We start from the raw sequence: 26,582 nt of genomic DNA on the forward strand, positions 1-26,582 counted from the left end.
AATATGATTAAGCATAATTTAATAGATTTAGTTGATAATGGAAAAAATATTCTATTATTGCAAGGTCCGATAGGTTCATTTTTTTATGATCTGGCGACTTATTTGCATAATAAGCAGAAAAATGTATTTAAAATAAATTTAAATGCAGGTGATGAGTATTTTTTCCCTGAAAATGACTCTTTTCATACTACAGCATATCGTGACACAATAGAAAATTTTCAGAATTTTTTAAGTCAATATATTTCATACCATCAAATTGATTCATTAGTTTGCTTTGGGGATAATCGCTCCTATCATATTATGGCTAAGATTCTTGCCGAACAATTTAAATTAAATTTTTGGGTATTTGAAGAAGGATATTTTCGTCCGCATTATGTGACGTTGGAAAAAATGGGAGTAAATGCTTATTCATTAATTCCTAAAAATGCTCAGTTTTTTCTTGAAAAAATATCTAATTTAACTGCTCCTCCCGAAGTAGAATCCTCTGCTAAAGGTTTTTCCACCTTAGCGAAGATAGCTATTTGTTATTATGTAAATACTTGGTATTATCGTAAAAAATATCCTGATTATCAACATCATCGATCGCTAAGTATTAGGTTTTATGCTAGAAGTTGGCTATGGTCTGGGATAAAAAGAGCATGGTATTATATTAAAGATTTTCGGTTTAAACATTTTGTTGAAAACGGTAAATTTGGGGACTTTTATATTGTACCTCTACAGGTTTATAATGATAGTCAAGTTAAAGTACATAGTGATTATTTCGGTGTAAAAGAATTTTTACTTGATGTGTTAGACTCTTTTTTACTCTTTGCTCCAAAGCATTTAACCCTAATTATAAAACATCATCCTATGGATCGAGGATTTACCGATTATACTCATATTATCAATACTTATATCCATCGTTATCCACAATTAAAACGGCGATTATTTTATGTGCATGATGTGCCAATGCCTGTATTTTTACGTCATGGCAAAGGGATGATTACTTTAAATAGTACATGTGGTGTTTCTGCACTATTACATAATATGCCTGTTCTCACATTGGGACGAGCTAACTATGATTTTGCTGGATTAACATATCAAGGTGATTTAAAAAGTTTTTGGCATAACCTACAGCCTCCAAACCCTAAAGTGTTTGAGGCATTTAGGTTATATCATTTAAATAAAACACAAATTAATGGCAGTTTTTATAATCAAGTTTATTTATCTGAATTTGGTTGATTTAACTTTCTTCTCATTATTTAGTTATTTAGGTAGCCAATTTATTATTTTATAAAATATATGGTTTTTGGGGCATTAATAATGATAACGGCAAGCTACAAGCTGAATTTCATCATTGTTGATAGCGTAAACTAAACGATGCTCACCATCAATTCGCCGTGACCAAAATCCTGATAAATTATGTTTTAAGGGTTCAGGTTTACCGATACCTGCAAAGGGTGTGCGTTCAATATCGTTAATTAATTCATTGATTCGTTTGAGGACTTTTTTATCGGTAGTTTGCCAATATAAATAATCTTGCCAGCAGCTATCAGTAAACAGTTTCTTATATTTCATCTTTTAGTTCTCTTTCAACCACTTTACCATTCCGCAATTCTTCAATAGACGCTAATAAATGGCGGGCATTGGCAGGGGAACGTAAAAGATAAGCAGTTTCTGTCAGAGCCTCAAATTCTGCTAACGACATCAATACACAACTTTCCCCTTTAGTTCGAGTAATAGTAATAGTTTCTACATTATTTACTGTTCGTGCCATTAAACTTGCCAGATTTTGGCGAGCTTCGCTATAAGTAATGGTTTGCATATTTTTTCTCTCTCTTATTAAATGTTGTACAATATATTGTACGTATGTGCTATGGATGTGTCAAAGTGTTTCATTAAACGTCAGTCTTTTCCTTAAACTCACACAAATCTTCAATTAAACAAGATCCACATCTTGGTTTTCTGGCAATGCAAGTATAGCGACCGTGTAGAATCAACCAGTGATGAACGTCAACTTTGAATTCTGTTGGCACAACTTTTAATAGTTTTTCTTCCACTTTCACGACATCTTTCCCTGGGGCAAATCCAGTTCGATTAGCAACTCGAAAAATATGAGTATCTACCGCAATAGTGGGATGTCCGAAAGCGGTGTTGAGAACCACATTAGCGGTTTTTCGTCCTACGCCCGCAAGAGCTTCTAGGGCTTCTCGGTTTTCAGGTACTTGTGAATGATGTTTTTCAATTAAATCTTTACAAGTTTTAATGATATTTTCTGCTTTGCTGTTAAATAGTCCGATAGTTTTAATGTATTGCTTTAAGCCGTCCACCCCTAAAGCATAAATTTTTTCAGGCGTGTTTGCCACGGCAAATAGTTTCTCCGTAGCTTTATTCACGCCTTTATCGGTTGCTTGTGCAGATAATATAACGGCAATTAATAGTTCAAAAGGTGAACTAAAATTCAGTTCTGTGGTGGGATGCGGATTGTTATCACGTAAGCGCGTTAAAATTTCAATGCGTTTTTGTTGGTTCATTATTTTTTCTGTTCTAACTTATTTTTAAATGCCAAAATTAGTCCTAACCCGATAAATGCACCTGGTGGAAGAATGGCAAGTAATAGATTGCTGTCATTATGGAAAAGTTCAATACGTAGCACTTTCGCCCAATCACCAAGTAATAAATGAATACCGTCAAATAATGTACCATTTCCGAAAATTTCGCGTAATGCACCTAATAAAAACAGGCTTAAAGTCATACCTAATCCCATGGCGAAACCATCAAAAGCGGAATGTAATAGGGTATTTTTGCTAGCAAAGGCTTCAGCACGACCGATTACAATACAGTTGGTGACGATTAATGGAATAAAGATCCCCAGTGATTGATATAAGCTATAAGTATAAGCATTCATGAGTAATTGAACCACTGTTACGGTAGTAGCGATAATCATGACATAGATTGGAATACGAATTGCATGGGGAATGTGGCGGCGGAATAGCGACACCATTGTATTGGTACAAATCAATACAATCATTGTGGCTAAACCCAAGCCTAGGGCATTAGTTGCTGAATTAGACACTGCCAATAAAGGGCAAAGCCCAAGTAGTTGTACTGTTGCTGGATTATTCCGCCATAAACCTTGCAGAAAAAGGCTGTGCCAAAGGCTTTCTGTTTTTGATTCTGTCATAATATTTATCACTATTTATTAAGTACTTCCAACGCTGAACGTTTTACCTGATTGACCACCGCTCTTGGTGTAATGGTTGCTCCAGCGAATTGATCAAATTTACCACCGTCTTTTTTTACTGCAAACTCGTCTATATTATCTAGGCTGATTTTTTTGTGGTTAAAACTTAAAATCCAGTTGGAAATACGAGTTTCTATTTTATCACCTAAGCCTGGGGTTTCATGATGTTCTAGCACTCGAACGCCTAAAATCTCACCCTCGGGAGTCATGCCGATTAATATCCGAATATTGCCCGCATAACCATCTGGAGCGGTGGCTTCAATCGCATAAGCGGAAATCTTGCCGTTTAAGAGTGCGGTGCAAATTTTATTAATTTCTGGCGTTTTGCGTTCATCACAGTTATTCATTAAATCATTGTCAAAATAACGTTGTGGCATCACTTGTAATAATAACTCTTGCTGTTGCATTGCAATGGCTTCATCAATTTTATCTTTAGTTAGCAAATAAATGCCACCTGAAATTGCGGTGCAAACTGATGCAACAAAGGCAAGTAATAAACCATATTGACTGGCAATTTTACCAATATTTATTATCTTCATCTTCTCTCCGTATGTCCAGCCACTCTTGGACGGCTATAATGATCGATTAATGGTACGCAAATATTCGCCAATAAAACCGCAAAAGCAACACCGTCAGGGTAGTTGCCGTAAAAGCGGATTAGGCTTACCAGTATGCCAGTTAAAGCTCCAAAAATCAGCTTACCAGTTGGCGTAATGGAAGCACTAACAGGATCAGTGGCAATAAAGAATGCACCAAACATAGTCGCTCCCGTGAATAACTGCCAAATGGGGCTGGTGGCGATAGGTGAAAGTATCCAGTTTAAGCATGCCATGATGAAAAGTGCGGTTAAAAATGCCACAGGAATTTGCCAGTGGATAATCTTTCTCCAAATTAAAAACAATCCACCGAATAAAAAGGCAAGATTAACCTGTGTCCAGCCGATACCGTTTAATGCTGAACTGAACGGTAATATTGCAGAGAAAATAGGTGATTGACTTAATTCATTAAAAGAAAATACCGCACTTTTAGCCCCCGTTTTCACGGCATCTAATGGCGTAGCGGATGTGATGCCGTCAATGCTTGCGACTAATTGATGTAAGCTAAAGCCATCAGTGGTAATCCCTGAAAAGATTAGGTGGCAACTATCAGCCAGTGTCGGTGGTTCGTTTAATAGGGAAATCGGTGGTAGCCATGCTGTCATTTGGACGGGGAATGAAACTAATAACACCACATAACCAACCATTGCAGGGTTAAATAAATTTTGCCCTAAACCACCATAAACGTGTTTTCCGAAAATTACCGCACAAAATATACCGCTTAAAATTATCCAGTAGGGAGCATAAGGGGGAATAGCCATGGCTAAAATCAAGGCTGTTAGTACCACACTGAAATCAGAAATATAGAACAAGGCAGTTTTTTTGCGTAAATAAGTCACCACATATTCTAATAGCAAGGCGAAACTTACTGCTAAGGCAGTTTGAATCAGCACGCCAAAGCCAAAGAAATAAAGTTGTACACCGAATGCAGGTAACATTGCAAAAATCACCCATAACATAATACGGGCGGTCAATTTACCTGAATGAGTATGTGGGGAACTTGCAATTCTAAACATATTATTCCTTATTTTCTTGTTTCATTTGTGCTTGAGCTGCTTTTTTAGCTTTAGCTCGAGCAATAGCGGCAGCAACAGCGGATTTTTTCGGATCGATTTCTGTTGTTTCTGTGCTAATCGAGTTTTCCTTAACATTTTCAGCACTTTGTTGCTGAGCTTGTTTTTTAGCTTGAGCCTGAGCGATGATCGCAGCAATTGTCGTTTTTTTCGGGACAATTTCCATTGTTTCTATACTAACCAAGTTTTGCGTAACAGATTCAGCAGTTTGCTGTTGAGCTTGTTTTTTAGCTTTAGCTCGAGCAACAGCGGCTTTTTTCGGATCGATTTCCGTTGTTTCTTCTGTACTAACCGAGGTTTCCGTGACAGGTTCAGTGGTTTGTTGTTGAGCCTGTTTTTTAGCTTTAGCTCGTGCAATGGCGGCAGCAACAGCGGCTTTTTTCGGATCGATTTCCGTTGTTTCTTCGGTACTAACCGAGTTTTGCGTAACAGGTTCAGAGGTTTGTTGTTGAGCCTGTTTTTTAGCTTTAGCCCGAGCAATGGCGGCAGCAACAGCGGCTTTTTTCGGATCGATTTCCGTTGTTTCTTCGGCACTAACCGAGTTTTGCGTAACAGGTTCAGCGGTTTGTTGTTGAGCTTGTTTTTTAGCTTTAGCTCGTGCAATGGCGGCAGCAACAGCGGCTTTTTTCGGATCGATTTCTGTTGTTTCTTCTGTACTAACCGAGGTTTCCGTGACAGGTTCAGCGGTTTGTTGTTGAGCCTGTTTTTTAGCTTTAGCTCGTGCAAGAGCGGCAGCAATAGCCACTTTTTTCGGATCAACGGTACTGTTTTCTTCTAAAATTGGCTGATTTTGCACCGCACTTTCTGTGGTATTTTCAGTTATATTTTGCTGTTGTTGGCGAGCCAAACGTCTTGCTTTACGTTCTGCCATAATATCAGAATTATCTGGCAATACTTCGCCTTTATTTTCATCAATAATGGTTTTAATTTCAGTGAATTCTTTGGCGTTTTCCTGTTTTTTCGCTTTTAATCGTTCTAACGCTGCGGCGACAGGATCGATGCCTTTACTGTTCGCTACTTCTTGACGGCGATTTTCGGCTGCTTTTTGAGTACGTTCTTTGCGAGCCTGTTCTTCTTTTTCTAAACGGGCTTGACGTGTTTCAAAACGAATTTTGGCTTCTTCCGCTTTTTTCGCTTTATCAGCGATTTCCCAAATTTTAGCTTTTTCTTGGCGGAAATATTGAATTAATGGAATATGGCTTGGGCAAACGTAGGCACATAGTCCACATTCTATACAGTCCATTAATTGATATTGTTGTGATTTCTCGTGATCTTCGCTACGTGCAAACCAATAAAGCTGTTGAGGCATTAAATAATAAGGACAAGCATCTGAACAAGCGGAACAACGAATACAGGATTGTTCTGCTGGAGGTGGTGTATATTCAAAATGATCAGGAGCAAGTAAGCAGTTAGCTAATTTGGTTACAGGGGCATTTAAATCGGGCAATGCCAACCCCATCATTGGACCACCTAAATAGACAGGCAACCGCTCATCTGCTTGATAACCCGCTTGTTCTAACACAAAGGAAATCGGTGTGCCAAAACGCACCCATTGATTGCCTTTATTTGGGATTTTATCTCCAGTAAGTGTTACCACTCGCTCAATCAGCGGTTCATCATTGATCACTGCTCGCTTAATCGCAAATGCCGTGCCGACATTTTGCATATACACGCCAATACTAGAAGAACGCTTACCACTTGGCACTTCTATGCCAGTCAGAATTTTGACTAAAGTATTAGAATCACCAGATGGATATTTAGTTGGAACAACTCGAATATCAATATCATTCGCCCCATGTAACGCAAATTTTAAGGCAGATACAGCTTTAGGTTTGTTATCTTCTACCGCAATAACCACTTTTTCAGGGCGAAGAATATAACGTAAGATCCGTACTCCTTCAATAATTTCATCTGCATAATCACGCATTAAACGGTCATCACAGGTAATATAAGGCTCACATTCCGCCCCGTTTATAATCAACAATTTCACTGCATTTTGGGCGGAATTTACTTTGGCAGCGGTAGGGAACACCGCACCACCTAAACCAGCTACGCCTGCTTGATAGATTTTCTGAATTAATTGTTCTGTACTGAGGGTTAAGAAATCATCAATCGGTTGCTGTTCACGCCATTGATCTTTGCCGTCTGCTTGGATATGCACCGCTAACTCGTTTAAGCCTGATGGATGTGCCGCAATATATGGAGAAATATCCGTTACGATGCCTGAAGTCGGGGCGTGAACAGGCAAACAACGCAAACCATCACCTTGGGTGAGAGGTTGTCCTTTAAGAACCTGATCGCCAACTTTGACTAATAAATTGCCAGCTGTGCCTAAATGTTGTTTTACTGGCACATAGAATTTGTCTGCCAAAGGTGCGGTGGAAATTGGCGTAGAATTGGACTGTGATTTCATTTCAGGGGGATGAATACCCCCGTGGAAATCCCAAAGTTTACCTGATTGATAGCGAGTTAATACATCAGCCATTATTCGCCCACCACCATTTTATTATCATATTTAATTGGAATGACCATTTTGGGATCAAATTTCCAGTTCCAGTGATCAATTTGTTGTTCAACTTTTTCCATAGTAATACAATCGGTTGGGCAAGGTGCAACACAAAGCTCGCAACCTGTACAAAGATCGGCAATAACTGTATGTAAGGCTTTATTGGTACCGATAATGGCATCAACAGGGCAAGCCTGAATACATTTTGTGCATCCGATACACATATCTTCGTGAATAAAGGCAACTTTGATTTCAGGTTCTACTACATCATCCATGGAGGGGACATCAACGCCCATTAATTCGGCAATTTTGACAATAGTTTGTTGTCCACCTGGAATACATTTGGTGATTACATCACCGTTAGCAATAGCTTCTGCATAGGGTTTACAACCAGGATAACCGCATTGACCACATTGAGTTTGAGGTAAAATAGCATCTATTTTTTCTACAATGGGATCAGCTTCTACTTTGAGTTTTATCGAAGCAAAACCCAGTACCACGCCAAAAATTAAGGCGAGTATAGCAATGGCGATTAACACATAATATAAGGTTGTCATTAATTAGGCTCTCACTAATCCAGCAAACCCCATAAAGGCAAGGGACATCAGCCCAGCAGTAATCAAGGCAATGGATGCCCCACGAAATGGTAATGGTACATCGGCGGCAGCAAGGCGTTCACGCAAGGCAGAAAATAATACTAACACTAAAGAAAAGCCTAGTGATGCTGAAAAACCATAGACGACCGATTCAGTTAAATTATGAGCTAAATTAATATTCAATAATGCCACACCAAGCACAGCACAGTTAGTGGTAATCAATGGCAAGAAAATCCCCAGTAAACGATAGAGTGTTGGACTAGTTTTATTAATCAGCATTTCGGTAAATTGCACCACTACCGCAATAACTAAAATAAAAACTAAAGTACGTAAAAATTGAGCGTTAAATGGGGCTAAAATATAAGTATCTACTAAATAGGCACTCAAAGATGCTACAGTCATCACAAACATAGTCGCCAAGCCCATGCCTATGGCGGTATCCACTTTTTTGGATACCCCCATAAACGGGCATAAACCGAGAAATTTCACCAGCACAAAATTGTTAATCAAGGCGGTGGAAATGATGAGTAAAATATATTCCATAAAATCAGTTAAGGTATTGTTATCAGTAAAATTCGTGAGTTAGTCTTGCGTATTATCCTTGTTTTGAGCGGTGAGAACAATAAAAAAATAGATTTATTCCAAAACGCCGTTAATTTTCACCGCAGTTTTGTGCTAGAATACGCAAAATTTTTTAAGAAATAACACCCATTGTGGCGGCATATTGCATATCTGCTAAAACCGCAATTCAAGCATTAGAGCCTATACAAACGCCCCTACAATGTTAACAGATTTTATTTTAAAGGTTAGTCCAATAATGAAAGCCAGTATTATTAGTAAATTAGACAGTTTAAACGAACGCTACGAAGAATTAGAAGCCCTATTAGGCGATGCGTCCGTGATCAGTGATCAAGATAAATTTCGTGCTTATTCCAAAGAATACGCCCAATTAGAGGACGTAGTAAAAGTCTTTGCTCGCTGGAAGCAACTGCATGCTAATATGCAAGAAGCAGAATTATTGCTTGACGATCCCGATATGAAAGAAATGGCAGAAATGGAAATTGAAGAATGTCAGAGCGAAGTAGAAAGTTTAGAACAACAGTTACAAATTTTGTTATTACCGAAAGATCCGAATGATGAATATAATGCTTATTTAGAGATCCGTGCGGGTACTGGTGGCGATGAAGCGGGGATTTTCGCAGGGGATTTATTCCGTATGTACAGCCGTTATGCAGAAAGTAAGCGTTGGCGTATAGAAACCTTGAGTGCCAACGAAAGTGAGCAAGGGGGCTACAAAGAAATTATCGTCAAAATTTCTGGCGATGGTGTGTATGGTCAGTTGAAATTTGAATCGGGTGGGCATCGCGTACAACGTGTGCCAAAAACCGAAAGTCAGGGGCGGATTCATACTTCTGCTTGTACAGTAGCAGTGATGCCAGAATTGCCTGAAAGCGAATTGCCAGAAATTAATCCAACCGATTTACGGATTGATACTTATCGTTCATCAGGGGCTGGTGGTCAGCACGTCAACACTACCGATTCAGCGGTACGAATTACCCATATTCCAACGGGTATTGTGGTAGAGTGTCAAGATGAACGTTCACAACATAAAAACAAAGCGAAAGCCTTGTCAGTATTAGCTTCTCGCATTGTGCAAGCCGAGCAAGAACGTCAAGCTGCAGAACAAGCAGATACTCGCCGTAATCTATTAGGCTCAGGGGATCGTTCCGATAAAATTCGTACTTACAACTATCCACAAGGTCGAGTAACCGATCACCGTATTAATTTAACTGTATATCGTCTTGATGAAGTCATGAATGGCAAAATTGATGAACTTATTCAACCGATTATTACCGAATACCAAGCGGATCAGTTGGCGGCGTTGTCGGAACAGGCGTAATGAATATCGCACAATGGATCGTTTATGCCAAACAATACTTAACCGAAAATTTAACCAACGATCCATATTTAAACGCCAAAGCGGATAGTTATTTATTATTACAATTTGTTACTGGTTACTCAAAATCGCAATTAATGGCATTTAACGATCGGGAATTGAGTGAAAAAAATTGCGAAAAATTAACCGCACTTTTAGCTCGCCGAGCCAAGGGCGAGCCAATCGCTTACATGCTTGGTGAAACTGAATTTTGGTCGTTGAATCTAAAAGTATCACCTGATACCTTAATTCCACGTCCCGATACCGAAATGTTGGTGGAACACGCATTAATTCTCGCTAAAGAAAAAATACAACAAAACGGCGAAGTGTCAATTTTAGATTTAGGTACAGGCACGGGGGCGATTGCGTTAGCTTTGGCTGATGAGTTGAAAAAGTGCGGTGCAAAATATCGCATTTTAGGTGTGGATCTGGTGGCTAGTGCGGTGGCATTAGCTCGACAAAATGCAGAGCAAAATGATTTGCTTGATGTAGAATTTCAACAAAGCTCGTGGTTTCAAAATATTGCTGAATGCTTTGATATTATTGTCAGTAATCCGCCTTATATTGATCCGCAAGATCCACATTTACAGCAAGGTGATGTACGTTTTGAGCCTTTATCTGCTTTGATAGCAGAAGATCAAGGTTATGCAGATTTACAAAAAATTATTGAAAAAGCACCGCAGTTTTTACAACCACAAGGTTGGCTTTTGTTAGAACATGGTTGGCAACAGGGTAAAAAAGTGCGGTCATTTTTGACAAAAAATTTATGGCACTCGGTACAAACTGTCAAGGATTATGGTGGTAATGAACGAGTTACATTAGCAAGGTTAAAATGAAAATAGATTTACTCAAACAATCTCTTTACTTAGAAATGGAAAGTTTCTATTTAATCACCACGGAAGATGACGGAGAAGATTTACGTACAATTCGTTCTTTGATGGGTGGATTGGTGCGAAAAGCTCGTAAGGTTATTCCAGCGGATGATGATGTGAGAGTTAAAATCCATAAATTGTTACAATTAATGTATGGTGATTGGGGCTTTGAGTGCGATCCACAACATTATTTTCAAGCGGAAAATCTGTATTTAAGCTATGTACTACGTTCGCACCGTGGAATGCCAGTCAGCCTAGGTTGTATTCTGTTGTATTTAGCGGATAAATTAGCGTTACCATTGTATCCTGTGATGTTCCCAACCCAGCTCATTTTGCGTGCTGATGTGGATAATGAAGTGGCATTTATTGATCCTTGGGACGGCAAATATTTAAATCAGCAGGATTTACAAAAGCTCTACGAAGGGGCGTTTGGCTTTGGGGCAACGATGTCACAAGAAGACTTAGCCGTTGCCAAACCACATGAGTTGAGAGAACGCTTTGCTCAACTGGCAAAAAGCTGTTTAATTCGGGAAGAACATAATGATGCGGCATTAAAGTATATTGAAAGCCGTTTGTTAAACTATAAATATGATGACTATCCTTATAAAGCATTTGAACCTTATGAACGGCGAGATCGTGGTTTAGTGTTAGCTCAAATGGGGGCATATCATGCAGCTGTGGAAGATTTGCATTATTTTGTAGAAAAATGCCCCGATGATCCAACGGCATTCATGCTAATGGCTCAACTGCCTGAAATTGAAAAAGAATTGCATAACGATTTATTACACTAAAAAGGAAACATTATGACGGACAAAATTGTAAAAATTGGTGATATTGAAGTAGCCAACAATAAGCCATTTGTATTATTCGGCGGAATGAATGTGCTAGAAAGCCGTGATATGGCAATGCAAGTGTGCGAGAAATATGTAGAAGTAACACAAAAATTAGGCGTACCTTATGTATTTAAAGCCTCTTTTGATAAAGCTAATCGATCGTCCATTCATTCTTACCGTGGACCAGGAATGGACGAAGGGTTAAAAATATTACAAGAATTAAAAGATCAATTTGGCGTAAAAATCATTACCGATGTGCATGAGATTTACCAATGTCAACCTGTTGCTGACGTGGTAGATGTGATTCAATTACCTGCATTTTTGGCTCGTCAAACTGATCTTGTGGCAGCCATGGCTCGCACGGGATCGGTGATTAATGTGAAAAAACCACAATTTTTAAGCCCAGGGCAAATGGGGAATATTGTAGAAAAAATCGAAGAATGTGGTAATGACAAAGTGATCTTATGTGATCGTGGGACTAACTTTGGTTACGATAATTTAGTTGTGGATATGCTAGGTTTTGGTGTGATGAAAAAAGCATCAAAGGGTAGTCCTGTAATTTTTGATGTGACCCATTCATTACAATGTCGTGATCCTTTCGGTGCCGCATCAGGTGGTCGCCGTGAACAAGTGACCGAACTTGCTCGTTCAGGTTTAGCCATTGGCATCGCTGGTTTATTCTTAGAAGCACACCCAAATCCAAATCAAGCCAAATGTGATGGTCCTTCAGCTTTACCATTATCTGTTTTAGAGGGCTTTGTTAGTCAAATGAAAGCGATTGATGATTTGGTGAAATCTTTTGCCGTGTTGGATACTTCAAATTAGGGCGAAAAAATTCCCCGTACTTGAGCTACGGGGTTTATTATGAGAACAACTCGCGAAAAGCAAAAAAAAACGCCACTCTTTGTGGGGGTGAGTGGCGTAAAATGATGGAGTGATTATCTATTATTGTTTGAATGGTGCTAATGATAGCTATTCTCAAATATATTGTCAAGGATTAAATAAGAATAATTATCAAAAAATCCAATTTTTTTATTTATTTTACCCATGGAACGGAATGAGTGAGTGAAAGTGCGGTGGGAATTTCTTGTGAAATTTCAAATTCTCCAGCGTAAGCATAGGCTTCAACCCCTTGTTTTTGCACTTCTTTTAACAAACGATCATATTCAGGATCGATATATTCAGCAATTTTAAAGCAATCAAAGCCATTATGTAACCCCGCAAATAACACTACGGCACGATGTCCTTGTTTTTTCATTGCGAGCAATTCTCGTAAATGTTTTTGTCCTCGTGTAGTGATCGCATCAGGGAACATACCAATATTATTTTTCACCAAAGTAATTGATTTCACTTCCACATAACAATCGGGTAATCCGTTGCCTTTAAGTAGGAAATCAATACGGCTATTTTCTTCACCATATTTAACTTCAGGGAAAATCTGATCGTATTCAGCCAGTTCTTTGATTTGTTTGTTTTGTAATGCTTCAAATACCAACTGATTAGAGCGGTGAGTATTAATGCACACTAATTGACCATTGGCTAACTGTGTAATTTCCCAAGAATGGGGATATTTACGCGTTGTGCTACCAGAATCGGAATACCAAATAATATTCCCTTGCGAGCCACAACCCGTCATTGCACCTGTATTCGCACAATGAATGGTGATAATTTTGCCATTTGGCAATTCAATATCGGTTAAAAAGCGTTTATAGCGTTTAATCAATTTAGCTGATTGTAATAACGGGAATTGCATTATTTTTCCTTATAATTTTTCCTTTTCTGCTGTACATTCTAACGATTTCTGTTATTCTCACAAGCGTTAAATTTTAGGGGATAGTTATGCTGTGTGCCATTTATAAAAGCAAGCGAAAAGATGGAATGTATCTGTATGTGGAAAAGCGAGATCAATTTGATGCGGTGCCAGATACATTACGCCAAATTTTTGGTACGCCGATTTTTGTTATGTTGTTTAATTTAAAGGGAAATAAGTCTTTAGTACAGCTGGATAATCAAAAAGTCATGGAGCAAATTCAACAGCAAGGATTTTATTTACAAATGCCTCCCCAACAAAAAAGTTTGTTAGAACAATATAAAAATCATCATTTATAATGATATAATGAATTTTTCAAAATTTTCCTTGTCATAAACACACAGGTTTTTATTAGGGCAGTCATATAGTGGTGGTTCAGCACATTAAGTTAGCACGAGAAAGACGAAAAAGAAAGTCACGTATTAAAGCAGTGATTTTCTTTTTTGCTTTGTTTTGTATCATAGTGGGCGGAGTTTTAACGTTAAAAAATACGGCTGAAAATAAACCATTAGCAACAGTTGATACATCTGTTGATAATCAATATAAAGCATTAACACCAACCGAATCAGCAAGTACATCAAAAGATGGGCAAGCACTATCAACCGCCAACCACGATACAAACTCGAATTTAGATGCAACTTCTTATGATGATGATTTATTAGCTGTAGATGATGAAGTAGATGAGGTGGATCTCAGTGACAAATTACCAGAAGATGCTCAAAGTGCCTTAGATGATTTGTTAGATGCGATGGATCAGGCAAAACGTATTACTGATCAGTTTTCTTATACGGTGGTGCGTGGTGATAAATTAAAAGACGTGTTAGAGATGTCAGGGTTAGAAGATGAAACCAGTAAAAAGTTGATTGCTAGTTATCCTGAATTAAAAAATCTAAAAGCGGGTCAACAATTCTATTGGATTTTAAATAATGAAAATGAACTGGAATATTTAAACTGGCTAGTTTCTGAAAAAGAAGAACGAATTTATGAATTGAAAGATGCTGGCAAATTCGCTCGTCAAATTATTGAGAAGAAAAGTATTTGGAAGAAAGATGTTCTGAAAGGTAAAATCGAAAGCTCATTACGTGCGAGTTTACGTAATTTAGGCTTGAATAATCGTCAAATTAATCAATTAAGTACCGCACTTCAATGGCAAGTAAATATAGCAAAATTATCTAAAGGGGATAATTTTGCCGTGTTGGTGACTCGTGAATATTTAGATAATAAACTAACGGGTCAAGGGAATGTGGATGCTATTCATATTACTCACAGTGGGGCAAGTTATTATGCCATTCAAGCAGATAATGGACGTTATTACAATCGTCAGGGAGAAACCATTGGTAAAGGTTTTGCACGTACACCATTACAGCGTCAAGCACGAATTTCATCGCCGTTTAACCCAGCTCGCCGCCATCCAGTCACTGGACGAGTTCGCCCACATAAAGGGGTAGATTTCGCAGTACCCGTGGGAACACCAGTGATTTTGCCTGCTGATGGTATTGTAGAAAAAGTGGCTTATCAAGCGGGTGGGGCAGGGCGTTATATTGTGGTTCGCCATAGTCGTGAATATCAAACGATTTATATGCACTTAAGTAAACCGTTGGTAAAAGCAGGACAATCGTTGAAACGAGGTGAACGTATTGCTTTAACAGGTAATACGGGTATTTCTACAGGAGCGCATTTACATTATGAATTCCATATTAATGGTCGAGCAGTAAACCCAATGACGATAAAATTACCTGGTACTAACTCTGGAATGGCGGATAGGGAGCGTAAAAATTTCTTAGTAAAAGCTAAATCAGCAGAAAGGTTTCTTAAATTTTAAGGTTCATGCAGAAGTGCGGTGCAAATCAATTTTAAAAGAATTTGCACCGCACTTTTATTTTGAAAAAACGCGTTTTCTATGCTACTCTTAAAAATAATAATTCTCATTTGTTTGTGTTCTGGCTGGGATATAACTTGATTAAACGCCGTTACTTATTTTTACTGGTTATTTTGCTTTCTGTATTATCGCTTTTTATCGGCGTTAGTACGGTCAATCTTGCTGGTTTATTAGCCTTTGACGGTGAGCAGTGGGAAATTTTTTTGATTAGTCGTGTGCCACGTTTAGTCAGTATTTTAATTGCTGGAGCCGCTTTAAGTATTTGTGGCTTAGTCATGCAGCAATTAAGTCGTAACCGTTTTGTTTCACCCACTACTGCTGGCACAATGGACAGTGCAAGATTAGGTATTTTAATTGCTATTTTACTGTTTCCGTCTGCCTCAATGCTAGTTAAAACCAGTATTGCCATTGCCGTATCTTTCTTAGGGACGTTGTTATTTATGACGATTTTATCCCGTCTAAAATTTAAAGATAGCATTTTTGTTCCCTTAGTGGGGATTATGTTTGGTAATATTATCAGTTCAATTACCGCTTTTATTGCCTATAAAGAAGATCTTTTGCAAAACTTGGCAGGTTGGTTACAAGGGGACTTTTCTTTAGTGATGGCAGGGCGTTATGAAATCCTTTATTTTAGTTTACCTGCGTTAATTATAGCTTATTTGTTTGCTAACCGTTTTTCCATTGTAGGAATGGGTGAAGAATTTGCCACAAATCTCGGGTTAAATTATCAACAGGTTCTGTATGTAGGATTAGCCATTGTGGCGACTGTTTCTTCAATTATTATTGTATCGGTCGGCGTGATCCCCTTTTTAGGTTTAATCGTACCGAATTTAGTTACTCTTTATTTAGGCGATAATCTGAAAAAAATTCTGTCACATACCGCCTTGCTTGGTGCGGTATTTGTACTGTTCTGTGATATTTTAGGGCGTATTGTGATTTATCCTTATGAAATTTCGATTAATGCTGTAGTAGGTGTATTTGGCAGTGCGATGTTCTTAATTTTATTATTTAAACGTTATCAACAGGGTTAACTCATAAAAGATGAAAGTAATTTATCGTCAAAAATTAATCCTATTGTTAGTTTTAAGCATTTTAGCCGTATGTGCTTATCTTGGTTATAATTTGCCAAACCGTTGGGAATACGCCCTACATCATAGAGCTTTAAGCATATTAGCCATTACTTTAACGGGAACTGCGATTGCAGTAGCAACCATGATTTTTCAAGTAGTGGTAAATAATCGTATTCTAACGCCAAGTGTATTAGGATTAGATTCGCTTTATTTGTTAATTCAAACCCTAATTATTTTTTTATTTGGTTCAACCACCTTATTGTCAGTCGATCCTATTGTGTTATTTCTGGGTTCAACGGCAATTATGATTCTGTTCGCTTTATTGCTTTACCATTTTTTATTTAAGCAAGAGCAACAAAATCTGTTTTTTTTATTGTTGGTCGGTATTGTCTTCGGGACGTTTTTCCAAAGTTTAACCACTTTTATGGAAGTATTAATTGATCCCAATGAATTTCAAATTGCACAGGATATTGGTTTTGCCAGTTTTAATCGGATGAATTTGGATATTTTATGGTTGGCTATGGGAATTTTATTGCTGACAATTGCTATCAGTATCCGCTATTGGCGTTATTTTGATGTGTTGGCATTGGGGCGTGAGCAAGCAATTAATTTAGGTGTGCCGTATCAAAAGATCATTCGTCATTTGCTAATTATTGTGGCAGTTTTGACTTCAGTTTCTACCGCATTAGTTGGACCTTTGACCTTTTTGGGTTTATTGGTAATGAATGTAACTTTTGAGTTTATGCCGACCTTTAAACATAAGATTTTGATTCCGACAGCCATTTTAATGGCAATAGTGACCCTAATTATAGGGCAACTATTAGTATCGCAAGTGTTTACCTTTAATACCACGTTAAGCATTATTATTAATTTTATCGGTGGGGTGTATTTTATTTATTTGCTGTTGCGAACGCAGAAAAAATGGTAGTAGTTTATGACAATTAAAATTAAAAATATCAGTAAAAGTTATGGTGATAAAAAAGTAGTGGACAACGTTTCAGTGAGTATTCCACAGGGTAAAATCACCTCTTTTATTGGACCGAATGGAGCAGGTAAAAGTACCGTATTAGCTATTATGAGCCGTCTATTGTCACCCGAGCAAGGCGAAGTGTGGTTAAATAATGTGCCACTGAGCCAACAGAAAAGTAATGAAATTGCTAAACAGCTTTCTATATTAAAGCAGTCGAATCATATTAATTTGCGGTTAACAGTGGAAGAATTGGTGGCGTTTGGACGTTTTCCTTATAGCAAAGGAAACTTAACTAAAAATGACCGCACTTTTATTGATAATGCCATTGGTTATATGAATTTGGCTGATATTCGCCATCAATATATTGATGAACTCAGTGGAGGACAACGGCAACGAGCTTATATTGCCATGATTTTAGCACAAGATACCGATTATATTTTGCTAGATGAACCACTGAATAATTTGGATATGAAGCATTCAGTGCAAATTATGCAAGTGTTGAGAAAATTGGTGAATGATCTGCAAAAAACAGTCGTGATCGTGATCCATGATATTAATTTTGCGTCTTGTTATTCCGATTATATTATTGCTATGAAAAATGGGCAATTAGTGCGACAAGGTTCTGTAGATGAGATTATGCAAACAGAAGTGCTTGAGCAAATTTATGATATGTCGATTAATATAGAGCATATTCAACAGCAAAAAATTGCAGTTTATTTTAGGTAAGATTTATATATTAACAATTCAAAAAGGAAAACTTTATGAAACACACATTTAAGAAATTCGCTTTAGGCTTATTTGTTGCTATCAATCTAGTAGGGTTTGCTAACGCTAAAGACATTGAAGTGGAAAATGCCGCAGGTAAACAAATTGTGCCACAAAATCCACATAAAGTAGTGGTATTGGATTTTGCTGCTCTTGATATAATTCGTGAATTGGGCGAGAAATCGACTATTGTGGGTACGGTAAGAGGCAAAGTACCTGCTTATTTAGAAGAATTCAAAGATGATAAATACGCAGATATGGGAATATCCCCGGATCCTGCATTTGAAAAAATTAATGAGTTAAATCCAGATTTAATTATTGCGTCACCACGTCAGAAAAAACTCATAGAACGTTTAAAAGACATTGCTCCAGTATTTATGCTCGAAAATGATTTCGCTAATTTTTATCCAACATTCCAATCTAATATTTTAGCTATTGGTAAAATCTTTAATAAAGAACAACAAGCTAAACAAAAATTAGAGGCTTTAGATAAGCGTATGTCTGCATTGGCAGAAAAAACTAAGGGGAAAACTGCTTTATTGGCTTTAGTTAATGAAAGTCGCATCAGTGCTTTTGGTGAACAATCTCGTTATGCCATGGTTTATCAGAACTTTGGTTTTACCCCTATTGATAAATCACTTTCTGCCTCAATTCATGGTAATAGTATTGGTTTTGAATATGTGGCAGAAAAAAATCCAGAATATTTATTAATTATTGATCGTACTGCAGCGGTAACAGATAAAGTTAATAATGCTCAACAAGTATTGAATAATGCAATTATTAACAAAACCCAAGCGGCTCAAAATAACCATATTGTATATTTAAATGCAGCGAATTGGTATTTGGCATTTGGCGGTCTGGAATCTATGGATGCGATGGTGACTGAAATAGAAAATGCGGTTAATTAATTGAAATTTTAGGAAAGAATCTATATAATAGAAACTGTTTTAAGGTTGAAGCTGCTATTTTTTGAATAAAAAATAATCAATTTTAGGCGGGATTGCTTAGTAAATAAGCAGTTCTACGAAAAAATATTTGATTTTTATATTTTCTCATTGGATAATACTAATACTTTTGAAGATTTGTCTTAATGAGAATTAAGGCAGATGAATTTGTCAAAAGGATAGTAGGGCAAATTCGTTAACCCTAAAATAGGTATATTCGAAACCATAATATTATGGTGGAGATAATAAACAGTACATCTTTTGTACTCGGAATTCAGCTGAATCCAGCTGATATTTTTGAAATTAGATGACTAAAACAAGAGGATCATCACAATGAAAAAAACAGCTATCGCATTAGCTATCGCTAGTTTAGCAGCAGCATCAGTTGCTCAAGCAGCTCCACAACAAAACACTTTCTATGCAGGTGCTAAAGCAGGTTGGGCGTCATTCCATGACGGTTATTCTGATTTAGGTGAGGGTGTAAGTGTTAAGAAAAATTCTGTGGCTTACGGTGTATTCGGTGGTTACCAAATTCTTAACCAAAATAACCTTGGTTTAGCCGTTGAGTTAGGTTATGATGACTTTGGTCGTGTAAAATTTAAAGAGAATGGTCAAACAACATTTAAACATACTAACCACGGTGCTCATTTAAGCTTAAAACCTAGCTATGATTTAGGTGGCTTAACACCAGCTTTATCTGGCTTAGATGTTTACGGTAAAGTCGGTGCAGCATTAATTCGTTCAGACTATAAAGAATATAATGTTAATGATGCTGTACGTGCTCACAGCTTAAAAACTTCTTTACTTTTAGGTGCTGGTGTTGAATATGCAATTCTCCCTGAATTGGCATTACGTGTTGAATATAACTGGATTAACAACGTAGGTAAATTAAAAGTTGATGGTGAACGTGTAGACTACACACCAGAAATTCACGGTGTAACAGCTGGTTTATCTTACCGTTTCGGTCAAGGTGCAGCTCCTATGGCAGCTCCTGAAGTTGTTAACAAAACTTTCACTTTAAACAGTGATGTAACTTTCGCATTCGGTAAATCTACATTAAAACCTGAAGCAGCTGCAACTTTAGACGGTATCTACGGCGAAATCGCTCAAGTAGCAAACCCAGCAGTACAAGTAAATGGTTATGCTGACCGTATTGGTAAAGATGCTTCAAACTTAAAACTTTCACAACGTCGTGCTGAAACAGTAGCTAACTACTTAGTTTCTAAAGGTGTTAATGCTGGTTCTGTAACTGCAACTGGTTACGGTGAAGCAAACCCTGTAACTGGCAACACTTGTGATGCAGTTAAAGGTCGTAAAGCATTAATCGCTTGTTTAGCACCTGACCGTCGTGTTGACGTTCAAGTTCAAGGTAACAAACAAGTTACTATGTAATTTAGATTTATCTAGTTACTAAATAGAAATAACGACTAAAAGACCTAAACTTAGTTTAGGTCTTTTTACATAAATAAGGAATGATTATGAAAAAATGGTTGCTAATTATCCTCGTAGCAGTAATCGCAGGGTTCACTTTAATGTCAAGTTATAACGGTTTAGTGAAAGCAGAAGAAGAAATTGATTCAGTGTGGGCAAATGTAGAATCACAATATCAACGCCGTGCAGATATGATCCCAAATTTGGTCAATACTGTAAAAGGTCAAGCAAATTTCGAAAAAGAAACGTTAACTGGCGTAATTGAAGCTCGAGCGAAAGCTACTCAAGTGAAAATTGATCCAAGTAATATGAGCGAAGAAAACTTAGCTCAGTTCCAACAAAGCCAAGATTCGGTGACTTCTGCATTATCTCGTTTACTTGTTTCTGTGGAAAAATACCCAGAATTAAAAGCTCACGAAGGTTTTATGAATTTACAAGCTCAGTTAGAAGGTACTGAAAATCGAATTAACAAAGCTCGTAATGATTTTAATGCAGCAGCAAAAATTTATAATCAAAAAGTACGACAATTCCCAACCAAATTAGCTGCCATGATTTTTGGTTTTAAAGATAAGCCGTATTTTAAATCTACCGCTGGTGCAGAAAATGCTCCAACAGTAAATTTTAATTAAGTAATGTTGGTGCGTGTAAACGCACCATTTTTTGATAATTTTATTGTGCGTCAACTCGTGCTAATGAATATAAAATATGTCTTTATTTTCTCGAATCCCCTTTGATAAAAAACAGATTGAAAGTGCTATTGCTGAATTAGAAAAAAATACCTCCGCAGAATTGCGAGTGTATATTGAACGTCATTTACCTAAAAATATAGTAAATTTAGATCAGGCTTTAGCCATCTTCAATCAACTAGAAATGCACAAAACCGCTGCTCGCAATGCAGTATTGATTTATATTGCATACAAAGATCAGCAATGTTCAATTATTGGTGATATAGGTATTCATCAATTTGTTGGTGATGAGTTTTGGCAAAAGCAATGTCTCTCTATGATTAACTATTTTGGACAAAAGCAATATACTCTCGGGCTTTTATCTGCGATTGAAAAAATAGGTAAAGAGCTGGCAATTCATTTTCCTTATCAGCCAGATGATATTAACGAATTACCAAATGAGGTGATAATTGATGACTAAATTATTAAAAACAATAGTCTTTTTAAGCCTTATTTTTGTCAGTTTACTGGCAAAATCTACCGAATTTCCATCAGTGCCAAATCCATTTCGTTATGTAAATGATTACACTAATACTTTGTCAGAACAGGAAAAACAGTATTTTGAAAATAAACTTTATCAATATGGTAAAGAAACTAGCTCACAAATTGCGTTAGTTATTATTCCTACTACAGGTGAACAGGAAATTGCTCAATATACAGCAGAATTAGGTGATAAATGGGGGATTGGTCGTAAGCAGTTAAATAATGGTGTATTGTTTTTGGTAGCAAAAAATGATCGGAAAATATTTATTGCTACAGGGCAAGGTTTACAAGGGGTATTACCAGATGCCTTTTTATCTCAACTGATTCGACAAGGTATTTTGCCTTATTTTAAACAGGGTCAATATGCACAGGGTATCAATAACGGTTTAGAACATATTATTGCTGTGAGTAAAGGTGAGTATGCTGCTCAAGTAGAAGAAGAGGATCTAATGGATCAAATCGCACCTTTTATCATGGTAGTAATATTTATCCTATTTGTGTTATTTGGCGAAATAAGTTGGCGTAGAAAACCGTATATTAGCCCAACTGCTAATCATAATTTACAAAATGCAGCGATTATTGCAGCATCTGTTTTAAATAGTCGTCGCCGTGGTAGCGGTGGTGGTTTCGGTGGTGGCTTTGGCGGAGGTTCTGGTGGTGGCTTCGGTGGTGGCGGTTTTGACGGCGGTGGTGCTGGGGGCAGTTGGTAAACCACACAATATTTTATAATAATTGATAGATTTACTTGGTTATTACACAAGGTCGAAAACTTGTGATAGAATGACCGCACTTTTAGCTATCAAATTAAATAAGCAGTAAAACTATAATAAGGAAATCCTATGGAAACTTTAGATAAAATCAAGAAACAAATTGCTGAAAACCCAATTTTAATTTACATGAAAGGCTCACCAAAATTACCTTCTTGTGGATTTTCAGCTCGTGCAGTAGAAGCATTAATTAATTGTCAGGTACCTTTTGGCTATGTGGATATTTTACAACACGCAGATGTCCGTGCAGAATTGCCTAAATATGCTAATTGGCCAACATTCCCCCAACTATGGGTTGAAGGTGAGTTAATTGGTGGATGTGATATTGTATTAGAAATGTACCAATCTGGTGAGTTACAAACTTTATTAAAAGAAGTTTCAGTACGTCACCCTGATTAAGCATTAATAAAGTTGTAAAAAAACCTAGAACGAATGTCTAGGTTTTTTTGTTAGTGGTGCGACTAGCTGGACTCGAACCAGTGACCCCCACCATGTCAAGGTGGTGCTCTAACCAACTGAGCTATAGTCGCATTCGGAAATTGAGAGAGATAAGATTGTTCTCAAAAGTGCGGTTATAATATAAAAAGATTTTTGCAAAAACAAGTTCTTTTTTCACCGCACTATTTGATTGCTTAATATCTCTGCGATTAATCCTTTAATTCACGGATCTTTTTGATGACATTACTGGTGGAGCAGCCGTTTTCGAAATTAAGAACTTGCACATCACCGCCGTTTGCCCATACTTCTTTTGATCCAGCGATGTCTTCAGGTTGATAATCACCGCCCTTGACCAGCAAATCAGGCAAGATTTCACTAATTAAACGTTGTGGGGTATCTTCGTCAAAAGCAACGAGCCAGTCAACTGAAGCTAATCCAGCTAACACCGCCATACGGCTAGCAAGATCGTTAATCGGTCGAGTGTCACCTTTTAAGCGTTTGACGGAATTATCCGTATTGACTGCCACAATCAAACGATCACCAAGTTTGCGAGCGTTTTCTAGGTAAGAAACGTGTCCAGGGTGTAAAATATCAAAGCAACCATTGGTCATCACGATTTTTTCGCCCCGATTTTTGGCTAATTGTACTGCGATTTTTAATTCGCTTTCACTCATAATGCCAAAACCTGTGGAAGTCCGTCCGTGAATAGCGTTTTCTAATTCTACGGTAGAAACTGTAGATGTACCTAATTTTCCAACCACTATACCTGCTGCCACGTTAGCTAAATAGCAAGATTCTTCAAATGAACGTCCATCAGCAAGGGCTGTGGCAAGAACACTGATCACCGTATCACCAGCACCAGTAACATCAAACACTTCTTTGGCAACCGTTGGCAAGTGATAGACTGGTTGATTTGGACGTAATAAAGTCATACCTTTTTCGGAACGGGTGACTAAAAGTGCGGTTAAATTAATATCAGAAATAAGTTTTAGTCCTTTTTCAATAATATCTTCTTCGTTCTCACATTTTCCGACCACAGCTTCAAACTCAGACATATTTGGCGTTAATAAAGTTGCACCACGATAGCGTTCAAAATCTGTTCCTTTTGGATCGATTAATACAGGAACATTAGCTTGACGTGCGATTTGAATCATTTTTTGCACTTGAGCTAATGTGCCTTTACCATAGTCCGAAAGAATTAAAGCTCCCACATTTTTCACCGCACTTTTCAGTTTATCAAGTAATTCATCTGTTGGTGCTTGATGAAAATCTTCTTCAAAATCAAGGCGTAATAATTGTTGATGGCGAGAAAGAATACGTAGTTTAGTAATAGTTGGGTGTGTATCTAGTTTAACAAAATTACAATAGATTTTTTGTTTTTCTAATAATTGAGTTAATGCTGAACCCGTTTCATCATTACCGATTAAACCGAGTAATTGAGTAGGTACATTCAGTGAAGCAATATTCATTGCCACATTGGCTGCACCACCAGCACGTTCTTCATTTTGTTGTACACGTACCACAGGGACAGGTGCTTCAGGAGAAATACGATTGGTCGCACCAAACCAGTAACGGTCTAGCATCACATCACCAAGAACTAATACTTTAGCATTTGGAAATTGTGCAGAGAATTGATTCATAAAATATGTCCTAATCTTAGAAAATAAAAATATTTTGCTGATTTTACCACAGCAAAAAAGAGTTTGGCTTAAAATTTCTGTTAAATTCAGTTAAACTATATAGAGTTTATTTCTTCGGGGTCAAATTATGTCTCAAAATCATCTTCCACAATTCCAAAAAGCATTTTTGCATCCTAAGTATTGGGGCTTTTGGTTGGGATTAGGGTTATATTGGTTAATTCTGTGTTTACCTTATCCAATTTTATTGAAAATTGGGAAAGGATTAGGTTTATTATTTAGTAAGCTGAAAGTAGGTAAACGGCGAGCAAAAATTGCTCAACGCAATTTAGAATTAGCTTTTCCAGACATGTCGGTTCAGGAACGATCAGAAATTCTGCAAGCAAATATGCAAAATGTGGGTATGGCAGTTATTGAAACAGGTATGGCATGGTTTTGGTCAGACCGCCGTATTAAAAAATGGTCTAAAGCGGAAGGTGTTGAATATCTTAAAGAATGTGCCAAAGATGGTATTATTTTGGTTGGTGTACATTTTCTTACTCTTGAATTAGGAGCCAGAATTATTGGTTTACATCACCCTGGTATTGGTGTTTATCGCCCTAATGATAATCCTATCATGAATTGGTTACAGACTTGGGGGCGAATGCGTTCAAATAAGGATTTATTGGATCGTAAAAATTTGCGTGGTATGATTAAGGCGTTGCGTCAAGGAGAGATGATTTGGTATGCTCCAGATCATGATTATGGACGTAAAAGTGCGGTGTTTATTCCCTTTTTTGCGGTGCAAGATGCCGCAACAACAACAGGGTCTTATTATTTATTAAAATCTTCACCTAACAGTAAAGTCATCCCTTTTGCTCCATTGCGTAATAAAGATAATAGTGGTTATACCCTGACCATTTCACCACCAGTAGATTTTACCGATTTATCCGATGAACGCGAAATTGCTATTCGTATGAATAAAATCGTGGAGCAAGAAATTTTAATGGATATTAAACAATATATGTGGCTACATCGCCGTTTTAAAACTGAACAAGATGGCGATGATGGAAAAAAATATCGTTAATCATTTATTAAAGGTGAATTTTACCTAAAATTGTGGTAAAACTATTCAATTATTTTATAGACAAAACAAGAAAGGAAATTATGTCAAATTTACAAACAATTATTGAAGCCGCTTTTGAAAAACGTGCGGATATTACACCTAAAACTGTTGATACAGCAACTCGTGAGGCGATTGAAGCAGTTATTAACGGTTTAGATAACGGCACTTATCGTGTAGCGGAGAAAATTAACGGTGAATGGGTAACTCATCAATGGTTAAAAAAAGCCGTATTGCTTTCATTTCGTATTAATGATAATCAAATTATTGATGGTGCAGAAACTAAATATTATGACAAAGTGGCATTAAAATTTGCCGATTATACGCAAGAACGTTTTGCTCAAGAAGGTTTCCGTGTAGTGCCATCTGCCACTGTGCGTAAAGGGGCGTATATTTCGAAAAACTGCGTGTTGATGCCGTCTTATGTAAACATCGGTGCGTATGTGGGCGAAGGTACCATGGTTGATACTTGGGCAACTGTAGGATCATGTGCTCAAATTGGTAAAAATGTTCATCTTTCTGGTGGTGTTGGTATCGGTGGTGTGTTAGAACCATTACAAGCTAACCCAACTATTATTGGCGATAACTGTTTTATTGGTGCTCGTTCTGAAGTGGTAGAAGGGGTTATTGTAGAAGATGGTTGTGTGATTTCAATGGGCGTATTCATTGGGCAATCAACTCGTATTTATGATCGTGAAACAGGTGAAATTCACTACGGTCGTGTACCAGCAGGTTCGGTGGTAGTTTCAGGTAGTCTGCCATCAAAATGTGGGAAATATAGTCTTTATTGTGCAGTAATCGTGAAAAAAGTAGATGCTAAAACCTTAGGCAAAGTTGGGATCAACGAATTACTGCGTGCTATTGAAGAATAAGTTGATTTATAAAAAATAGAGCAAAAGGAACTTTTCTCTATTTTTTTAGTCAAA

At 37.4% G+C, this 26,582-nt stretch carries 29 protein-coding genes and 1 tRNA gene; 18 read left to right on the forward strand and 12 right to left on the reverse strand.

The annotated features are described in order from the left end of the window. Positions 1 to 3: 3 nt before the first annotated feature. Entirely contained in the window at positions 4 to 1,221 is a 1,218-nt protein-coding gene (locus tag O1Q81_RS05845; protein WP_386696497.1) for a capsule biosynthesis protein, read from the forward strand. A gap of 75 nt (positions 1,222 to 1,296) precedes the next feature. On the opposite strand, the gene O1Q81_RS05850 is transcribed toward O1Q81_RS05845, so the two are convergent. The 9 genes from O1Q81_RS05850 to rsxA all read right to left on the reverse strand — a co-directional run bounded on the left by O1Q81_RS05850 (position 1,297) and on the right by rsxA (position 8,537). Beyond that, the gene (locus O1Q81_RS05850; RefSeq protein ID WP_386693743.1) at positions 1,297 to 1,557 is read right to left on the reverse strand and encodes a Txe/YoeB family addiction module toxin; all 261 of its coding nucleotides are present in this window, start codon (positions 1,555 to 1,557) and stop codon (positions 1,297 to 1,299) included. Continuing rightward, positions 1,547 to 1,804, reverse strand: a complete 258-nt coding sequence (yefM, locus tag O1Q81_RS05855; protein WP_386693744.1) for a YoeB-YefM toxin-antitoxin system antitoxin YefM — start codon at positions 1,802 to 1,804, stop codon at positions 1,547 to 1,549. The genes O1Q81_RS05850 and yefM overlap by 11 nt, the downstream gene beginning before the upstream one ends. A 73-nt stretch (positions 1,805 to 1,877) precedes the next feature. Further along, on the reverse strand, positions 1,878 to 2,513 hold the full coding sequence (gene nth, locus O1Q81_RS05860) for an endonuclease III (protein ID WP_386685874.1): 636 nt from the start codon (positions 2,511 to 2,513) through the stop codon (positions 1,878 to 1,880). Further along, entirely contained in the window at positions 2,513 to 3,163 is a 651-nt protein-coding gene (locus O1Q81_RS05865; protein ID WP_386693746.1) for an electron transport complex subunit E, read from the reverse strand. The genes nth and O1Q81_RS05865 overlap by 1 nt, the downstream gene beginning before the upstream one ends. A gap of 11 nt (positions 3,164 to 3,174) precedes the next feature. Next, positions 3,175 to 3,762 carry an electron transport complex subunit RsxG gene (rsxG, locus tag O1Q81_RS05870; RefSeq protein WP_386693749.1) on the reverse strand — a complete coding sequence of 196 codons (588 nt, stop codon included), beginning with the start codon at positions 3,760 to 3,762 and terminating at the stop codon, positions 3,175 to 3,177. Next, complete coding sequence (rsxD, locus tag O1Q81_RS05875; protein ID WP_386693750.1) at positions 3,759 to 4,835, reverse strand: electron transport complex subunit RsxD; 1,077 nt, start codon at positions 4,833 to 4,835, stop codon at positions 3,759 to 3,761. Before rsxD ends, rsxG begins: the two co-directional genes overlap by 4 nt. Position 4,836: 1 nt before the next feature. Then, positions 4,837 to 7,377, reverse strand: coding sequence for an electron transport complex subunit RsxC (gene rsxC, locus O1Q81_RS05880; protein ID WP_386696499.1), 2,541 nt, complete (start codon positions 7,375 to 7,377; stop codon positions 4,837 to 4,839). After that, positions 7,377 to 7,955, reverse strand: a complete 579-nt coding sequence (gene rsxB / locus O1Q81_RS05885) for an electron transport complex subunit RsxB (RefSeq protein ID WP_386696501.1) — start codon at positions 7,953 to 7,955, stop codon at positions 7,377 to 7,379. Before rsxB ends, rsxC begins: the two co-directional genes overlap by 1 nt. Positions 7,956 to 7,958: 3 nt before the next feature. After that, entirely contained in the window at positions 7,959 to 8,537 is a 579-nt protein-coding gene (gene rsxA / locus O1Q81_RS05890; protein ID WP_386685890.1) for an electron transport complex subunit RsxA, read from the reverse strand. 274 nt (positions 8,538 to 8,811) lie between these two features. Between rsxA and prfA the strand changes: the two genes are divergently transcribed. From prfA to kdsA, 4 genes are read left to right on the forward strand one after another with little or no spacing between them, the layout of a single operon-like run. Next, positions 8,812 to 9,894: a peptide chain release factor 1 gene (prfA, locus tag O1Q81_RS05895; protein ID WP_386685892.1), complete on the forward strand. Its 1,083-nt coding sequence runs from the start codon at positions 8,812 to 8,814 to the stop codon at positions 9,892 to 9,894. Further along, positions 9,894 to 10,766 (forward strand): peptide chain release factor N(5)-glutamine methyltransferase, encoded by an 873-nt coding sequence (prmC, locus tag O1Q81_RS05900; protein WP_386696503.1) that lies wholly within the window; start codon positions 9,894 to 9,896, stop codon positions 10,764 to 10,766. The genes prfA and prmC overlap by 1 nt, the downstream gene beginning before the upstream one ends. Beyond that, complete coding sequence (locus O1Q81_RS05905; protein ID WP_386685896.1) at positions 10,763 to 11,593, forward strand: SirB1 family protein; 831 nt, start codon at positions 10,763 to 10,765, stop codon at positions 11,591 to 11,593. The genes prmC and O1Q81_RS05905 overlap by 4 nt, the downstream gene beginning before the upstream one ends. Positions 11,594 to 11,605: 12 nt before the next feature. Then, positions 11,606 to 12,460 carry a 3-deoxy-8-phosphooctulonate synthase gene (kdsA, locus tag O1Q81_RS05910; protein WP_386696505.1) on the forward strand — a complete coding sequence of 285 codons (855 nt, stop codon included), beginning with the start codon at positions 11,606 to 11,608 and terminating at the stop codon, positions 12,458 to 12,460. A gap of 211 nt (positions 12,461 to 12,671) precedes the next feature. Here kdsA and sfsA read toward each other — a convergent pair whose 3' ends face one another. Continuing rightward, entirely contained in the window at positions 12,672 to 13,388 is a 717-nt protein-coding gene (sfsA, locus tag O1Q81_RS05915) for a DNA/RNA nuclease SfsA (protein ID WP_386696506.1), read from the reverse strand. An 86-nt stretch (positions 13,389 to 13,474) separates the two neighbouring features. On the opposite strand from sfsA, the gene O1Q81_RS05920 reads away from it, so the two are divergent. The 11 genes from O1Q81_RS05920 (at position 13,475) to grxD (ending at position 22,878) form a co-directional block, all read left to right on the forward strand. Further along, the gene (locus tag O1Q81_RS05920) at positions 13,475 to 13,744 is read left to right on the forward strand and encodes a YcgL domain-containing protein (RefSeq protein WP_386685902.1); all 270 of its coding nucleotides are present in this window, start codon (positions 13,475 to 13,477) and stop codon (positions 13,742 to 13,744) included. A 71-nt stretch (positions 13,745 to 13,815) separates the two neighbouring features. Continuing rightward, positions 13,816 to 15,267 (forward strand): murein DD-endopeptidase MepM, encoded by a 1,452-nt coding sequence (gene mepM, locus O1Q81_RS05925; RefSeq protein ID WP_386696507.1) that lies wholly within the window; start codon positions 13,816 to 13,818, stop codon positions 15,265 to 15,267. A 134-nt stretch (positions 15,268 to 15,401) separates the two neighbouring features. After that, positions 15,402 to 16,355 (forward strand): ABC transporter permease, encoded by a 954-nt coding sequence (locus tag O1Q81_RS05930; protein ID WP_386696509.1) that lies wholly within the window; start codon positions 15,402 to 15,404, stop codon positions 16,353 to 16,355. Between the two features lie 10 nt (positions 16,356 to 16,365). Further along, positions 16,366 to 17,322, forward strand: a complete 957-nt coding sequence (locus tag O1Q81_RS05935) for an iron chelate uptake ABC transporter family permease subunit (protein WP_386693762.1) — start codon at positions 16,366 to 16,368, stop codon at positions 17,320 to 17,322. 6 nt (positions 17,323 to 17,328) lie between these two features. Next, on the forward strand, positions 17,329 to 18,090 hold the full coding sequence (locus tag O1Q81_RS05940; protein WP_386696510.1) for an ABC transporter ATP-binding protein: 762 nt from the start codon (positions 17,329 to 17,331) through the stop codon (positions 18,088 to 18,090). A gap of 35 nt (positions 18,091 to 18,125) precedes the next feature. Further along, positions 18,126 to 19,037, forward strand: coding sequence for a siderophore ABC transporter substrate-binding protein (locus O1Q81_RS05945; RefSeq protein ID WP_386696512.1), 912 nt, complete (start codon positions 18,126 to 18,128; stop codon positions 19,035 to 19,037). Positions 19,038 to 19,406: 369 nt separating this feature from the next. Then, positions 19,407 to 20,465 (forward strand): porin OmpA, encoded by a 1,059-nt coding sequence (ompA, locus tag O1Q81_RS05950; RefSeq protein WP_386696514.1) that lies wholly within the window; start codon positions 19,407 to 19,409, stop codon positions 20,463 to 20,465. A gap of 86 nt (positions 20,466 to 20,551) precedes the next feature. After that, positions 20,552 to 21,133, forward strand: coding sequence for a LemA family protein (locus tag O1Q81_RS05955; protein WP_386696516.1), 582 nt, complete (start codon positions 20,552 to 20,554; stop codon positions 21,131 to 21,133). 76 nt (positions 21,134 to 21,209) lie between these two features. Beyond that, positions 21,210 to 21,650: a TPM domain-containing protein gene (locus tag O1Q81_RS05960; RefSeq protein WP_386696518.1), complete on the forward strand. Its 441-nt coding sequence runs from the start codon at positions 21,210 to 21,212 to the stop codon at positions 21,648 to 21,650. Next, entirely contained in the window at positions 21,643 to 22,422 is a 780-nt protein-coding gene (locus tag O1Q81_RS05965; protein ID WP_386696520.1) for a TPM domain-containing protein, read from the forward strand. The genes O1Q81_RS05960 and O1Q81_RS05965 overlap by 8 nt, the downstream gene beginning before the upstream one ends. Positions 22,423 to 22,551: 129 nt before the next feature. Continuing rightward, complete coding sequence (gene grxD, locus O1Q81_RS05970; RefSeq protein ID WP_386685922.1) at positions 22,552 to 22,878, forward strand: Grx4 family monothiol glutaredoxin; 327 nt, start codon at positions 22,552 to 22,554, stop codon at positions 22,876 to 22,878. 54 nt (positions 22,879 to 22,932) lie between these two features. Here the strand turns inward: grxD and O1Q81_RS05975 are convergent. Both O1Q81_RS05975 and hldE read right to left on the reverse strand, forming a co-directional pair. Beyond that, positions 22,933 to 23,009 (reverse strand) — tRNA-Val (locus O1Q81_RS05975). 117 nt (positions 23,010 to 23,126) lie between these two features. Further along, positions 23,127 to 24,557, reverse strand: coding sequence for a bifunctional D-glycero-beta-D-manno-heptose-7-phosphate kinase/D-glycero-beta-D-manno-heptose 1-phosphate adenylyltransferase HldE (hldE, locus tag O1Q81_RS05980; protein WP_386696522.1), 1,431 nt, complete (start codon positions 24,555 to 24,557; stop codon positions 23,127 to 23,129). Positions 24,558 to 24,684: 127 nt separating this feature from the next. Here hldE and O1Q81_RS05985 point away from each other — a divergent pair, with 127 nt between their 5' ends. Beyond that, complete coding sequence (locus O1Q81_RS05985; protein ID WP_386692889.1) at positions 24,685 to 25,620, forward strand: Kdo(2)-lipid IV(A) acyltransferase; 936 nt, start codon at positions 24,685 to 24,687, stop codon at positions 25,618 to 25,620. Between the two features lie 80 nt (positions 25,621 to 25,700). Then, positions 25,701 to 26,528 carry a 2,3,4,5-tetrahydropyridine-2,6-dicarboxylate N-succinyltransferase gene (gene dapD / locus O1Q81_RS05990; RefSeq protein WP_386696523.1) on the forward strand — a complete coding sequence of 276 codons (828 nt, stop codon included), beginning with the start codon at positions 25,701 to 25,703 and terminating at the stop codon, positions 26,526 to 26,528. Positions 26,529 to 26,582 lie beyond the last annotated feature (54 nt).

Source organism: Lonepinella sp. MS14436 (assembly GCF_042470565.1).
Lineage (GTDB): Bacteria > Pseudomonadota > Gammaproteobacteria > Enterobacterales > Pasteurellaceae > Lonepinella.